We start from the raw sequence: 14,430 nt of genomic DNA, 5'->3' as shown, positions 1-14,430 counted from the left end.
CGTGAGAAAGCCGACGTGCATGGTGGGCAGCGGTCAGAGTGCGAGTTCCATCACACCGGCGTCTCCAAGATCCGTCTGTGCGGGGTATGCACTGCAAATAAGGACCTCCTCATCGCCCACTGCAGCCTGAGGCGGCGTTTTATAGGCCACTTTTCCCTTCACCATCCGGGTAGCGCAGGTTCCGCAGGTTCCTCCTCGGCAGCTGTAATCCGGGGACAATCCTTCAGCCTCGGCAAGGTCCAACAACGTGCCACTTCCGGGATGCCACAGTGCCTGCTTTCCAGATTCCGTGAAGACGACGGGGACGTCATTTGTCGAGGGAAGAGCGCCTACAGCGGTCACTGAGCCGATATCTGGGCTACGCTTGACCGAAGCCGGGCCAAAGCTTTCGGCGAAGATCCGTTTGTCTGCTACGCTAAGGGACCGCAGCCCGTCGTAAGTGTCTTGCATGAAAGCGGGTGGACCGCAAAGATAAAAGTCGAAGTCCCCGAATGGCAGGACCTTTTTTAAAAGAGCGATGTTTATGCGGCCGATTTCATCGTAATCAACGTCTTTGACGGCTTCTTCTTGAGAGGACAGCACTCGCGTCAACGACACAGCGCCATCACCCTGCTCGACCAGATCGGCGAGTTCATTTGAAAAGCCTTGTTCCGCCTTGCTTCGCGCCGAGTAGATCATCCACGTCTTGCGCATCTTCTGTTTCCGCCGACCTTCATAAACAATGTGTCGTAGCATCGCCAACATGGGAGTGATTCCCACTCCGGCTGCCAAAAGAACGGCGGGACGCTCTTCTAGGGGATCAATTGTGAATCCACCGGCAGGCGCGCGCACCTCAATGAGTGAACCGACATCCAATTTGTGTAAATGTTGGGAGACCCGCCCCTCTCTTTTTACGCTTATCCGGTAGCCAGCGTCTGACGGCGCAGCCGAGAGCGTGTAGGTTTTGATGACGGGATCCTCATCACCCCCAAGTAGGACACGGATTGGAAGATGTTGTCCTGCCTTATGGGGGATCAGGCCGGCTCCATCACTTGCCGAGAGGTAAATTGACCTTATGACTGAACTTTCATCGACAACCCGATCAACTTTGAACGGCCGCCATGTCTTAGCGAGTTCCGCGGCTTTCAATCGTTCACTCGCTTGGCTCCAGTCACCTGTCATCGTTGAGAACGGGCTCTCGCCTCCATCTCTCGTACTCCAGCGGATCGGCAGTGCTCCGCGGCGTCTTACGATACGCTCTGGGCGAAACGTCCAAAGCCTCTCTGCGCCCTGAAATGCGGCGATTTCAGGTGAGTTCAGAAGAACCTCTGCCCGTCCGCTCAACTGGAGGACGTCACCTGTATGGGCGTCGAGAAACGTCAGGCCGGCGCGGCCATTCAGGGCAATATTTCCAAGAGTGTTGAAGAAAAAATTCCCGTTGAAGTCAGGGATCGTGAAAAGGCCGTCAGCGCCTACCCGGACGAAACCCGGCTTTCCTCCACGATGAGACACGTCGACCTGGCGGTCTCCGCCAACGTCCGCGTAAGAGGCAACGAAAAATGTATCGGCCAGGCCTATTAGAGCTCGAGCCTCATCGTCGAGACCATCTAGAGCCTCCACAACAGGTTCGAAACCCGCCGTCGGATCACGCTCAAAGTGGTGGTCACGATACTGGATATACCTCGGGCAATTTCCGTAGCTATGGATCACTTGCAGATCAAAACCGGCTTTGGTGTGCCGACGGATATTTCCGTTGAGCCGGTTTCGCCTGCGTGTGTGAAGCTCGATGCCAAGGACGCCTATTGGCGCACCTTCGTGGGCACCCCCAAATGCGGGATCGGACTGATCGAATTGGGTACCAATGCTGAGCGTATGCTCATCGCTCGCCCTGAGAAATCCTGGATGCCCGGTCAAAAACGTTGCCCACGGATGGCCGTGACGGTCAACGGCACCAACGACCAGGAAGGGAAGTTGAGGATAAAACTTTTGATGCTGTTCTATCAGACGACTTCTGATGAAGCGGCGCCCTACGTCGTGCATCTTTTCCATGACCCCGACGGACGACTGGATTTCAATCTCGCCCTTGTGCCATGGCGCTTCCGCCAGTTCGTAAACAATCTTTGCATCAGCCGCCATGGCAGTCTCCCAAGGGTGCGTTACGCTGCCAGACCAACCGGCGTCTTCCCGAATTCGACGAAGCCCGAAAGAGACTCGACACGTTCGAGCCAGGCGCGAACATTGGGATAAGCGGAAAGGTCTACGTTGCCCTCAGGAGCACGTGCCGTGTAGCTATAGATCGCGACATCAGCAATTGTGGGACGGTCAGATACAAGCCACTGACGGGTAGCAAGTTCTTGATCCAAGACCGCGTAGAGCGCGTGAGCACGTGCAATGACTTCGTCTGCATTGTACTTCGCACCGAAGACGGTAATCAAGCGGGCGGCGGCGGGACCAAATGCAATCTGTCCTGCGGCAACGGAAAGCCAGCGTTGGATCTGAGCAGCGCCGGTCGGGTCCTCAGGCAGCCAGTCGGACTTTCCAAGTTTCTTTGCCAGGTAAGTGAGGATGGCGTTAGAGTCCGAAATTACGGTCTCGCCGTCTACAAGGACTGGAACCTGACCGAAAGCGTTCATTTTGAGGAACTCTGGCCTTTTGTGCTCTCCCTTCGCCAGATCGACGTCGATCAACTCAAATGGCTGATCAACAAGCGAAAGAAAGAGGCGAGCTCGGTGTGCATGGCCGGACAAGGGATGAAAATACAACTTCATGACGATTTCTCCAGTTCGAGCAACTCCTTGTGAGCCACTTCTGAGCTCCAATTTGCGCAGGTCGGCCCGATCAATGAAGACGGTTTTCACGGAAGTCAGTATTCCACATTTGACAAGCAATTGACGTGGTTATGCCTGTCCGGCACCTCGGCACATCAGTTTGCAGTGGAAATCCAGAACGAGCAGCCTTCGCATCGGTGGCTCTGGTTCCCCCGGCGTGGGGCAACCGACGGCGCAAGGACCTGGCAAGTGGAAATTTGCAAAGGCAGGTCACGCTCACATCGCCTGAGGTCGTCTGTTCGTGACGTTCCTCCTGCCCCAACGGTCGCGGTCGCAGGGCTGCAAACGCGATTTCCCGTGAACAGAATTTTCTGCGTCGGCCGAAATTATGTCGAACACGCCAAAGAGATGGGCGTGGAAGTCGACCGCGAGACGCCCTTTTATTTCCTGAAATCGCCGCACTCCGTCGTCGAGAGCGGAGCGCAAATAGCCTACCCGCCTGGAACCTCGAACTATCACTACGAAATGGAATTCGTTGTCGCCATTGGAAGCCCCGCTTATAAGGTGTCAGTGGAGGACGCGCTTAGCCATGTGTACGGCTATGCAACCGGCCTAGGCATGACCAGACGAGACCTTCAGCTCGACGCGCGAGCTAAAGGTCGTCCTTGGGATCTCGGCAAAGACTTCGAGCAATCGGCTGTGATATCGACAGTCGTGCGGCAGGAGGAATTTGGCGCCGTCGCTGATCAACGAATTTGGCTCGAAGTGGACGGAAAAACATTTCAGGATGCTCAACTGTCCGACCTGGTCTGGCGCGTTCCAGAGCTCATCAGCCATCTGTCGGGATTTTACCACCTTCAGCCTGGCGACCTCATTTTTACCGGCACGCCTGCAGGGGTCGGGGCTGTTGTACCGGTGAATGAAATCCGCGGCGGCATTGACGGCTTGCCTGGTATCGAATTGCACATCGGGCAAGAATCGTGATGAAGTTTTTCGGTTATTTCCGCAGTTCGTCTGCTTACCGTTGCCGCATCGCGTTCAATCTGAAAGGGGTCACTCCCGACTTCGTTTCGGTTCATCTCAGGCGCGACGGTGGCCAGCAAAAGAGATCCGAGTATCGTGCCGTCAATCCTCAGGCCCTTGTGCCAACGCTTGAAGACGGCTCTTTCATACTGACGCAATCTTTGGCAATCATCGAATGGCTGGACGAAACCCACCCTACCCCTCCCCTATTGCCGGCTGATACAAACCAACGTGCTTCGGTGCGCGCATTTGCACAAGCAATCGCATGCGACATTCATCCTCTCCAGAACCTCCGAGTTTTAGATTATTTGAAAACAGATCTCGGCCACGACCAGAAAGCCGCTGACGAGTGGTGCCGACGGTGGATATCGGAGGGGCTGGCAGCATGTGAGTTGCTCCTGCAAAATCGTCCATTTGGTGGCCCTTATGTTTCGGGCGAGGCCCCGGGCCTCGCCGATTTGTGCCTGATCCCGCAGTTATTCTCCGCTGATAGATTTGGCGTAGAAACGACGGCGTTTCGCCAGCTCAAGGCGATCCGTGAACTTTGCGAGACCCATGACGCCTTTGCGCTCGCACACCCATCAAAGCAACCGGATGCCGAAATCTGATTGATGATTGACCCAGAAATCTAGTCTCGGCCGGCGGCATGTCGGCCACTGACCAAGATGGCGTGGAGGGCTCGCCGTATGCCCACAGCAGCAGGAGCCGCCGAATGGCCTCGATTTGTGGAATGCTGCGTTTCTCGTTTTCGGTCTTCAAGTGGAGCCTCTGCAAGCTCATTTTCAATGCGACGAAAGGATGGTCTTTCGCATTTGAAAAGGAGAACAAGAATGTCCCGCATCCCCACACCGGCTACAATCGACGATGCACCAGAAGAATCCCGGCCGATCCTCGAGACCCTTAAGAAGCAGATTGGATCGGTGCCGAACATTTTTCGGCTGGTCTCGAATAGTCCTGCCGCGCTCAACGGACTAACGTCTCTACAAGGTGCACTGGCAAAAGGAAAACTCGCTCCAGCCACCCGCGAACGTATTGCGCTCGCGATGGCGGAAGCAAACGGCTGCGACTACTGCCTATCCGCTCATACGTTTACTGGCACCAAGTTCGCCAAGCTCGACGCCGACGAGATTTTTGCGAACCGCCGGGGCACATCGAATGATCCGAAGGCCGCTGCTGCTGTAGAATTCGCGCGTGTTCTAACGACCACCAGAGGCGCCATCGGCCCAGAGGAAATCGCCAAGGTCCGATCGGCCGGCTACGCTGACGCCGAGATCGTAGAGATCATCGCTCACGTCGCTCTCAACACCTTCACAAATTACGTCAACGAGGCGCTAGAGACTGAGATCGACTTCCCGCGCATCGATAAGGCTGCGGCTTAAAACCGTTAACGCTGCTGCTTAGTACCCATTTGAGGAGCTATCCAATGTCACGACCACCGCTTCCACCGTTCACCAGAGAAACTGCTATTGAGAAAGTACGCCTCGCAGAGGATGGCTGGAATAGTCGCGATGCTGCCAAGGTCGCCTTAGCCTATACCTTGGATACGCGCTGGCGAAATCGCGCCGAATTCGCCAAGAATCGGGCTGAAGCCGAAGCGTTCTTGACACGTAAGTGGAATAAGGAACTCGAATACCGACTTATAAAAGAGCTTTGGGCGTTTACTGACAATCGGATTGCCGTCCGCTACGCCTACGAATACCACGACGACAGTGGCCAATGGTTCCGCGCTTATGGAAACGAAAATTGGGAATTTGCTGAAGATGGGCTCATGCGGGAAAGGCATGCGAGCATCAACGAGCATCCCATCAGTGAAGCTGATCGGAAGTTTCGTTGGCCGCTGGGCCGCAGACCTGATGATCACCCTGGCTTGAGCGACTTTGGTTTCTGAAGCCGAAATAGCTCCGCACCTGCCTTGAGCGCGCCGGTCCCTAAGGATCGACGCGTTTTGCGCGTTACCGTAGCTGGAAGACGAGAATCAGCGCTTGATATATTTCCAGGGCTGAAGGATTCCGTCGATAGTTCTCACTCTCGTGTCTTACGCTCTTCATGAGGCAGACCTCTGTAGAATGCACCGGCGACCGTCCACTAACGGCATCAACTGTTCCAATATGAGGAATTAACAGTCTGGCAGGTGGAGTATATGTTGAATTCAGCCGACGACACTATCGCAGTCCGGGGCTAGTTCGTTTCCTTGTTGTGCGGCGAGAATTAGACAGTGTCTGTTCGAATCCAATGCAACCGACGAGTGATTCTGACCGTTCTACGTCGCAGGTTGATAAGCAACTGCTAACCAAGGGGCAACCATTGTCACTCGCACTCAATGACACAGAAACTGACGCACGCTACACTGGGCTCTTTACTTGGGATCTGAAAGCAGACGCTGTCTATGCTGATGAGATCATGGCAGTTCTCTTTGGCATGGATCCTGAAAAGGCAAAGAGGGGACAGCCGATCATCGAGTATCTTCACAAAATTGTTCCGGCGGAAAAGTCCGGTCTCAAAGACGCGATTGACAACGCGATCCTGTCTGGGGATCGTTACTCCCATAAGTACAAAGTCCTGACTCATGACGGAGATCACGTAGAAGTAACGACTATCGGACAGTGTTTCCGAGATGCTTCAGGCACCCCGTCGGTCTACGCCGGCGTTATGTATCTCGGTTGGCATGATGATCTTTCGGCCGGGCCGGCCTTCTGGCATTGCCTGCGGGCATTGAGCCTCGCTCAAGCTAACAGGCGCCTCGATATAGTGAAGAATATAGAAAAGGCTTTGAAGCTGCTTCGTAAGAAGCTAACCGGGAACTTCGACTTGGCATCGCCTGGGTTGGTGTTTACCGGAAACCGATGAAGTTCTTCGACACTAAGGCCTCGTCTGCGCGGGCATAGAGCACGCTCAAGTCGAGATCACGCTTGCTGGCGATGCGTTTACCTTTACACTCGATCATTCGAGGTGACGGATGCGATAGGAGTGGCCGGTAAGAAGCGTCCCTGCGCCAGCAGCAGGATCGATCCAACGCAAATAGCGATAAGACCTGCATTTGTTATAACGAACAACACGACCGATAAGCTCTCGAAGATTACGTCCTTGCCTGCGCTCGCGATCCTGATCCCGGCCGTCGAAATCGATGTCAAACCAAACGTAAAAGCCCAATATGACGCCGAGAATGGTTGCCTGAGAATCCAAGGCAGGAGGCGCAATATGATCGCAAGTTGCAATATGGCGTAACCCAGAAGCGCGTGCACGAACACATCTGGTACGCTGCCGATGACGCTCAAGTAGGCGACGCTCCCCACTGCAGGCGGTGCAAGTTGGATGCCGAGGGTTGGTCGCAATGCTGCGGTCATTTCGGGCAGGGTATAGAAACGATGCAGAAGAACGGATTCGATAGCGAGCCAAGAAAAGAAACCTGCCCCAAACGCCAGTTGCCCTGCTTCACGTGAACCTAGCGCGCCCAAAACGATCGCAGTGACAAATGAGCCTGCGACCGTTGGCAAATACAAGACAGCAGTAGATGAGGAGGGGTCTCTGGCACCTTGCCATAGTCGACCGGTTCGCCACAGCGCGAAGAAAAAGGTGAACACGAAGCCAGCAACGAACAGCACCTCCGTCAAGAGCAGAGAATAAGGAAGCAGGGCCAGACCAGCGAGCATCGTTGCAACTCCCGCCAATCCCACGTAGCAGCATTGAACGGCATGCTCCGCCTCGGCGAGCGCCGCCGCGGGTGCTAGAACCCATTTGAGCCCATAGAGCACGGTGATGATCAACCACACCGCCACTCCAGACAGACTGAGGAGTTCGCCCGGCAAGGAGGGCAACATCCATGCTTCCGACGCTGTCCGCCATGAACTCCCGAACCCGACCAAGCCTAGCACAATACCGAAGAATGACGCTGGCACTCTCGCCAGCCGGTCAGAAGCGTGATGGCGTCTATTGCTCTCAAACATATCGTAGTTCTCGAATTCCAGGCAGATGGGATCAGCTTCGAATCCCTTGCCTGACTTTGTGGGGACCGACGCTTCAACGAGGGACGATCAAATTCAGCGGCGCGGCCATCGACCGCACCGCTGTGCTTACTTTACTTTTTCGCAGACAACTTACGATCCAGAAAGCTATGGATGAGCGGGGCCATCTCATCCAGCTTGTCCTCAAGAGCAAAGTGGCCCGTATCGAGGATGTGGATTTCAGCGTCAGGCAGATCACGAAGATATGGATGTGCGCCCTCCTCTGGAAAAATCTTATCGTTTTTACCCCAAACGATCAGGGTCGGCGGCTTGCGATCGCGGAAAAACTGCTGGAACTTCGGATAGAGCGGCACGTTCGTTCCGTAGTCATGAAACAAATCAAGCTGGATGTCTTTATTTCCGGGGCGGTCAAGGAGAGCCTGGTCGTGGACCCAGTTATCAGGGCTGATCCGAGTCAAATCTTTTACACCATCCGTATACTGGAATTTGGTGGTTTCGAGAGTGACCAATCCAGAGAGTGCCTCTCGGCTTTCTTTTGAACCATCGGCCCAGTACTTTTTAATCGGGTCCCAGAACTCGCACAGACCTTCCTCGTATGCATTCCCATTTTGTACAATGAGGCCGGTCACCCGTTCCGGATGCTTAAGCGCGAGCCGATATCCGACGGGCGCACCGTAATCCATGACATACATCGCGTAGTGCTTGGCGTCGATTTTACCAAGAAGCCCGTCAATGAGGTCCGCGTAATGTCCGAACGTGTAAGCGAACTTTGTATGATCTGGAGCGTCGCTTTGGCCGAAGCCCGGGTAATCGGGAGCGATTACACGATAGCGGTCCGCAAGTTGCGGGATTAGATTTCTAAACATGTGTGAAGATGTAGGGAAGCCGTGAAGGAGAAGCACAACCGGCCCGTCTTTTGGACCTGCCTCCCGGTAAAAAACATTTACTCCGTCAATTTCCACCGTCCGGTAGTGGACCGTGACAGGCGCGTGTTGCGTAGCTGTGACGGCCTTTGCCGGTTGAGACGACGCGGCATGAGAAAGCGAGACAAAGCTTACGCTTGCCAACATCATGACTGCCAATATGCGTTTCATTTGAGTTCCCCTCAGGTTGAGTGGCAGCGATGTGCTGACCTGGTGAAGAACATAACGGTTCATGCCGCGGCGATAATCGGCAGAATGTGGAAGGATTTATTTCAAATTGTGAAACGGTCGCGCCGCTGAGAGAGCCAGGTCGAGCGGTCGCAACAATAGCGCAGCAGCGGAACCACGTGCTTGATAGCCTGCAATTTGCTTTTGGACCATTCACCCTGCAAAAGATTACGAGATCGCGAGCCGCAGCGCTTTCGACGTCACTCGATGCTTAACGGATGCGGTCTCTCCAAGCTGCTGGAGACACACCAAACTTCGCCTTGAAGACACGCGAAAAGTGGCCTTGGTCCGCGAAGCTGCATTCCAAGGCTATCTGAGCGAGCGGGATTCCTTGACGCAACATGTCCTGAGCTTTGCGGACGCGATAATCAAGGAGCCATTGATAAGGTGTTAGTCCCGTAGAGCGTTTGAAAGCTCGAATAAAGTACCCGACAGAAAGGCCACAAAGGGATGCGATCTCGTCTATCACGACATCCTCGTCTACGCAGCTGACGAAATACTGCGTCGCAAGATCCAGGTGTTTGGCAGACAATCCACCTTTGCGTTCAGTCAGAGGAATGCCTCCGTATCGACATGCCACATGGGCTTTGACCGCTTCGGCAAGATGGTCTATCAGGAGCTTCCTGTGTGGTGAATTATTGGACACCAGCGGAACAAAGGTTTCCGCTAAGCCCTTGAGAACAGGATCGACAGGCCCGTCTTCTATTCGCAACAGTGCAAATGGAACTCGACCTTGTTCGAGCGCAAAATCCCTAAATCCAGCGCTCGAAATGTTGAATCTCACATTGTCGAAGGCGGACTCCGGTCTACACGACCAATTTTCTTCGACGTCCATTATCGCCATGCTTCCGGAAGCGTGCCCGCCATGGAAGACTAGCCGTCCTGAGCGCCAAACACTGTGCCTGAGGTAATCAGTCCTTTGAACAACGACGCTAAACCCGTCAAAGTTCGTAACCGGTTTCGTTTCGTTGTCACTGGCGCCCTGGTTGCCCACCACGTGCACGACATCCATGCCATTAGCTTTGAGCGAATTCCGCTTCATTGATTTGTACATCCTTAAAACGCTGTTCTACCCTGGCGCTCGACGATCACCCTAAGCAAGACCTCGAAGTCATTTGCAGGTGAACAAGCGTGGGATGATGTCGGCACCATGCTGCGGGGTCACACCCCGTAACACCTCCCCACGGTGACCTAGGCAAACCCTAACAGTCGATCCCACAAGACGAAAGAAGCTGCTCTAAAAATCTCGTGGACACATCGCCTCAGTCGGACGTCTAACACGGGGTGTAGACAACATTGTCCAAAATTGGTTGTTTATCTTCAAGACCAAATCTCTCTTCTGGCTAAGGTAAGGTGCAAATTTCCTATTGGCGGCTAAATCGAGAAAAATATGGATCAGCAAGACAGCCCCGAGAAGATACGCGAGCTCATTGCTTCTTCCAGATCGCCGATCGGGCTGGTTATCGGAAACGTCTTTGGCTTAGCTGCTGCACCGACACGCCATACTGTCACGATAAAATCGTCCGCCATCACCCTCACGCATCTCGAGGTGGTTCACGCACTGCGCGAACTAACGACCCCGCTGCCCACAGAAAAAGCACTCCTTCTTTCGTTGTGGCTCACTCCTATGACTGGCCACGAACAATGGAAATGGGGTCATTTCGTCAATTCAGATGACTATCCTGCAGGCTCGATGAACCTGGTCCACCTCGAAGAGGAGACGCAAGGCCTATTCACCAACCCATTTTCCTCCATACAGATTCATTTACCCGAGATGGCCCTTCGTGAGCTATCTAACGATGACCGCGTCCCGGAATTTCCATCTCTTCTTGAAAAAAACTCACACGCCGACCCATTCGTGGAACTTCTTGGCCAGGCTCTCCTGTCAGCTCTTGCGAATAATGATGGCGTCGAAAGTCTGTTGTTTGACCATCTGATTCTAGCGCTCCACAGTCACCTTGTAGAGCGCTACTCCTCTGCGCCACGGCCTGGCGTGAAGTTCCGTCGCCTGAGTATGAAACAGGAGCGTCTCGCAAAGGATTTGCTAACAGCAGATCTGACTGTCGAGCCTTCTCTAGCTGATATAGCAGCACGTCTGGACATGCCTGTCTCTGTCTTTGGCAATGCGTTTAAAACGACAACTGGAAACCCGCCCTTTAGGTGGCTACGAGCGTACAGGGTAAAAGCAGCCAAGCGTCTTCTGAAGGAAACGGCGCTTTCTCTCGCCGAGATAGCGTACTCCTGCGGATTTTCCGATCAAAGCCATTTCACCCGCGTCTTCACAAAGTCGACGGGTGTGACCCCTGGCCAATGGCGTAGAGGCTCTTGAGAAGGGCTTCGTTGATTGCGGCCAGTCTCCTCCTGCCACCAAAGCACTGATTACCGACGTGTGGCCGAGCAGGAAATTGTTACGCAAAGCGGAATAAAGACTTACGCGCTTTGCCAATTATCGAATGCGCTCCGGGAGGTATGGTTTGGACATCGTCTGAACCAAGGAGGACCTCGCCGTGAACTTCGTAGCCAATTTACAACCTGTTAATCGCCGATCTCTTCTCACGGGCGCGCTCGCGACCTTCGCCGTTGCGCCTTTTCTGACATCCAATTCGCTGGCGAAATCTGGGACGATCGTGGACTCGCTCAGGGAAGCGGCAGCCCATGCCGACATCACCACGTATCCGACTCGTGGAAATATTGCCGTGCTGGAAGGCTCCGGCGGCAATATTGCCGTCTTGACCGGCCAACAGGGTAAGGTTCTCGTAGACGCCGGTATCACCGCAACGCGTGCTCGGATCGAACAGGCCCTTTCTAAGCTGGGCGACCAGCCCGTTACGCATCTTATCAACACGCATTGGCACTTCGATCATACAGATGGAAACGAGTGGCTGCACTCGGTAGGCGCGGCAATCATTGCCCATGAGAACACCCGCCGTCACCTGCTTGAGGCCCAGCGGGTCGATGATTGGAACTTCGATTTTCCGCCTTCTCCCTCCGGCGCAATCCCAGCGACCCTGATCACGAGTGACAAGGTCTTGGAGCTCGAAGGCACGAAGATTGCCATCACAGCCTATCAGCCTGCCCACACAGACAGCGACATCTCCGTTTATTTTGAGGAAGCAAATGTCATTCACGTCGGGGATATCTTCTGGAACGGCCTTTACCCGTTCATCGATTATTCGACTGGCGGGAGCATAGACGGAACGATCGCAGCTTCAGCAAAGGTCATCGCTGCAGTGGATGCGGATACCGTCATCATTCCAGGCCACGGCAAGCCGCTTGGGTCGCTGGACGAGCTGAAGCATTATCACGAGATGCTGGCCACCATCCGGGACAATGTCGCAAGGCTGAAATCAGCCGGCCGCTCTGTCGAGGAGGCGGTCGCAGCCAACCCGACCGAGGCTTTTGACGAGCAATGGGGCAAGGCGATCATCAGCCCCGCCTTCTTCACCCGCCTCGTCTACAAGGGCGTCTAAAACCGAGCACGCTTCGATTACTTTCTGATGTTCGAAGCAAGCGAAAGCCACGCCACAGCATGAGGACTAACATGAGTAAAGATCACCCATTTGACGTCTCGCGGAGAGACATCTTGCTCGGAGGCTCAGCAGTGCTGCTGTCCTCTCAAATCCCAGCCTTCGCTGCAACAGGCAACGTACCAGTCACCCGAGAAGGAGAAACGGCAATGACAGAAGCATTCATCACCACCAAAGACGGGGTAAACCTCTTTTACAAAGATTGGGGTCCGAAAGACGCCCAACCGATCGTGTTCCATCATGGATGGCCGCTGTCGTCCGACGACTGGGACAACCAGATGCTGTTCTTCCTCTCGAAGGGCTACCGGGTGATCGCTCACGACAGACGAGGGCACGGTCGTTCACAGCAGGTGAGCGATGGTCATGACATGGACCACTATGCTGCCGACGCCTCGGCAGTCTACGAGCATCTGGATATCAAGAATGCCGTGCATATCGGCCACTCGACGGGCGGCGGCGAGACGGCTCGCTATGTCGCCGACTTCGGTGAACCGCAAGGCCGTGTGGCGAAGGCTATTCTCGTTAGTGCAATTCCACCGCTGATGCTGAGAACACCATCTAACCCCGATGGTACACCTATTGAAGCCTTTGATGGCCTACGAAAGGCATTGGCCGACAATCGGGCCCAGTTTTATCTCGATCTTCCGTCAGGGCCCTTCTTCGGCTTCAATCGACCAGGCGCCAAGATCTCGCAGGGCCTGATCCAGAATTGGTGGCGGCAGGGCATGATTGGGAGCGCCAAGGCCCACTATGAGGGAATCAAGGTATTCTCGGAAACCGACCAGACTGAGGACCTGAAGAAGATTTCAGTGCCGACCCTCGTCCTGCACGGCGACGACGACCAGATCGTTCCCGTCAAGGCGTCCGCAGAACTTGCCGTCAAGTTGCTTAAGTACGGAACTTTGAAGGTCTATCCGGGCTATCCACACGGTATGCTTGCTACCAACTCTGATGTCCTGAACGCGGACATGCTGGCATTCATCCAGAAATAAGTCTCGCCGGGAGGGGAGAGGTGGCCGCCAGCGCTTCTCTCTTTTCGAAAACTCCGGGGTTTGGCTCGTATTCAGCGAGAGTGCAACGAAACATCGAATTCATGACGATCTTTCGATATCCAGAGTCTGCCGAATCTCGTGGATCAAGTCCACGAGCCGGCGGAGCTTCGCCGGGATATTTCGTCGGCCGGGATAGTAGAGACATAAGCCCGGATAAGGCGGGGTCCAGTCACCGAGCACCTGCTCCAGCTTGCCGGCAGCAAGATCATCTTTGACCTGCCACTCACTTAGGTAGGCGAGCCCTGCCCCTTCACGCGCGGCCTGAAGCATAAGGTCGCTGTCGTCGAGCACGAGCTTACCGGGAACGTCAAGCGCGAAACTTTCCCCTCGCCGCTCGAACTCCCAGCGATAGATGGTTCCGCTTGCCATTCGGGCACGGATGCACAGGTGATTTTGAAGATCCGCCGGGACCTGAGGCTTTTCATGACGGCGGAAGTAATCAGACGACCCAACGATAGCGGGTCGGATACTATTACCGATCGGGACGACCACCATGTCGGGAGGAACGGCCTCTCGGATCCTGATCCCAGCGTCGAAGCCTTTGGCATTGACGTCGACCAGGGCGCCCTCCGTAACGATCTCCACCGCCATCTGCGGGTTCAGGCGCATGTACTCCAGGATCAGCGGCGTGAGGATCATCCGCGTTGCGCCCACCGAAGTGTTGATCCGCAAAGTGCCGGTTGCTTCCGCCCGATGTTCATCAACGTGCTCGACTGCGCTTCGGATCGCCTCAAGCGCCGGACCCACGTTTGCCACGAACTGCTCTCCCGCAGCTGAAAGGACAACGCTACGTGTCGAGCGGTTGAATAGCCTGACACCCATGCGGGTCTCTAACGTCGCAATCTGCTGGCTGAGCGACGACGAAGAGATGCCGAGTTCGCGAGCTGCAGCCCGAAACCCGCCTCGGGCAGAGACGGCAAGGACAGCCTCCAGTTCAGCAAGTGAGCCGCGCATCATTGTCCGTGTTC

At 54.9% G+C, this 14,430-nt stretch carries 14 protein-coding genes; 8 read left to right on the top strand and 6 right to left on the bottom strand.

What is annotated here, in order from left to right:
- Positions 1-33: 33 nt before the first annotated feature.
- Together QLQ11_RS21545 and QLQ11_RS21540 are read right to left on the bottom strand one after the other, a co-directional pair.
- Positions 34-2,115, bottom strand: coding sequence for a pyridoxamine 5'-phosphate oxidase family protein (locus tag QLQ11_RS21545; protein ID WP_283735444.1), 2,082 nt, complete (start codon positions 2,113-2,115; stop codon positions 34-36).
- 20 nt (positions 2,116-2,135) lie between these two features.
- Positions 2,136-2,747 (bottom strand): glutathione S-transferase family protein, encoded by a 612-nt coding sequence (locus QLQ11_RS21540; RefSeq protein WP_283735756.1) that lies wholly within the window; start codon positions 2,745-2,747, stop codon positions 2,136-2,138.
- 357 nt (positions 2,748-3,104) lie between these two features.
- Here QLQ11_RS21540 and QLQ11_RS21535 point away from each other — a divergent pair, with 357 nt between their 5' ends.
- The 5 genes from QLQ11_RS21535 to QLQ11_RS21515 all read left to right on the top strand — a co-directional run bounded on the left by QLQ11_RS21535 (position 3,105) and on the right by QLQ11_RS21515 (position 6,617).
- Entirely contained in the window at positions 3,105-3,731 is a 627-nt protein-coding gene (locus tag QLQ11_RS21535) for a fumarylacetoacetate hydrolase family protein (RefSeq protein ID WP_283735445.1), read from the top strand.
- Positions 3,731-4,378: a maleylacetoacetate isomerase gene (gene maiA, locus QLQ11_RS21530; protein ID WP_283735757.1), complete on the top strand. Its 648-nt coding sequence runs from the start codon at positions 3,731-3,733 to the stop codon at positions 4,376-4,378. The genes QLQ11_RS21535 and maiA overlap by 1 nt, the downstream gene beginning before the upstream one ends.
- Before the next feature lie 222 nt (positions 4,379-4,600).
- Entirely contained in the window at positions 4,601-5,149 is a 549-nt protein-coding gene (locus QLQ11_RS21525) for a carboxymuconolactone decarboxylase family protein (RefSeq protein ID WP_263825815.1), read from the top strand.
- A gap of 44 nt (positions 5,150-5,193) precedes the next feature.
- Entirely contained in the window at positions 5,194-5,658 is a 465-nt protein-coding gene (locus tag QLQ11_RS21520; RefSeq protein WP_283735446.1) for a DUF1348 family protein, read from the top strand.
- Between the two features lie 416 nt (positions 5,659-6,074).
- A complete protein-coding gene (locus QLQ11_RS21515; protein ID WP_283735447.1) occupies positions 6,075-6,617 on the top strand; it encodes a PAS domain-containing protein in 543 nt (180 codons plus the stop codon).
- Positions 6,618-6,700: 83 nt separating this feature from the next.
- On the opposite strand, the gene tehA is transcribed toward QLQ11_RS21515, so the two are convergent.
- The 3 genes from tehA to QLQ11_RS21500 all read right to left on the bottom strand — a co-directional run bounded on the left by tehA (position 6,701) and on the right by QLQ11_RS21500 (position 9,925).
- Entirely contained in the window at positions 6,701-7,714 is a 1,014-nt protein-coding gene (gene tehA, locus QLQ11_RS21510; protein ID WP_283735448.1) for a dicarboxylate transporter/tellurite-resistance protein TehA, read from the bottom strand.
- 131 nt (positions 7,715-7,845) lie between these two features.
- Entirely contained in the window at positions 7,846-8,826 is a 981-nt protein-coding gene (locus tag QLQ11_RS21505) for an alpha/beta fold hydrolase (RefSeq protein ID WP_283735449.1), read from the bottom strand.
- A gap of 268 nt (positions 8,827-9,094) precedes the next feature.
- On the bottom strand, positions 9,095-9,925 hold the full coding sequence (locus QLQ11_RS21500; RefSeq protein ID WP_283735450.1) for an AraC family transcriptional regulator: 831 nt from the start codon (positions 9,923-9,925) through the stop codon (positions 9,095-9,097).
- Between the two features lie 348 nt (positions 9,926-10,273).
- Between QLQ11_RS21500 and QLQ11_RS21495 the strand changes: the two genes are divergently transcribed.
- The 3 genes from QLQ11_RS21495 (at position 10,274) to QLQ11_RS21485 (ending at position 13,402) form a co-directional block, all read left to right on the top strand.
- Positions 10,274-11,212, top strand: a complete 939-nt coding sequence (locus QLQ11_RS21495; RefSeq protein ID WP_283735451.1) for an AraC family transcriptional regulator — start codon at positions 10,274-10,276, stop codon at positions 11,210-11,212.
- Between the two features lie 178 nt (positions 11,213-11,390).
- Entirely contained in the window at positions 11,391-12,353 is a 963-nt protein-coding gene (locus tag QLQ11_RS21490) for an MBL fold metallo-hydrolase (RefSeq protein ID WP_283735452.1), read from the top strand.
- A gap of 206 nt (positions 12,354-12,559) precedes the next feature.
- Positions 12,560-13,402: an alpha/beta fold hydrolase gene (locus QLQ11_RS21485; protein WP_283735453.1), complete on the top strand. Its 843-nt coding sequence runs from the start codon at positions 12,560-12,562 to the stop codon at positions 13,400-13,402.
- A 99-nt stretch (positions 13,403-13,501) separates the two neighbouring features.
- On the opposite strand, the gene QLQ11_RS21480 is transcribed toward QLQ11_RS21485, so the two are convergent.
- Complete coding sequence (locus QLQ11_RS21480) at positions 13,502-14,416, bottom strand: LysR family transcriptional regulator (RefSeq protein WP_283735758.1); 915 nt, start codon at positions 14,414-14,416, stop codon at positions 13,502-13,504.
- Positions 14,417-14,430: the final 14 nt, after the last annotated feature.

It is taken from the genome of Ochrobactrum sp. SSR (assembly GCF_030067775.1).
In the GTDB taxonomy this organism is placed as follows: Bacteria; Pseudomonadota; Alphaproteobacteria; order Rhizobiales; family Rhizobiaceae; genus Brucella; species Brucella teleogrylli.
The sequence above is the reverse complement of the archived record's forward strand: the minus strand, read 5'-3'. Positions and strand labels throughout refer to the sequence as shown.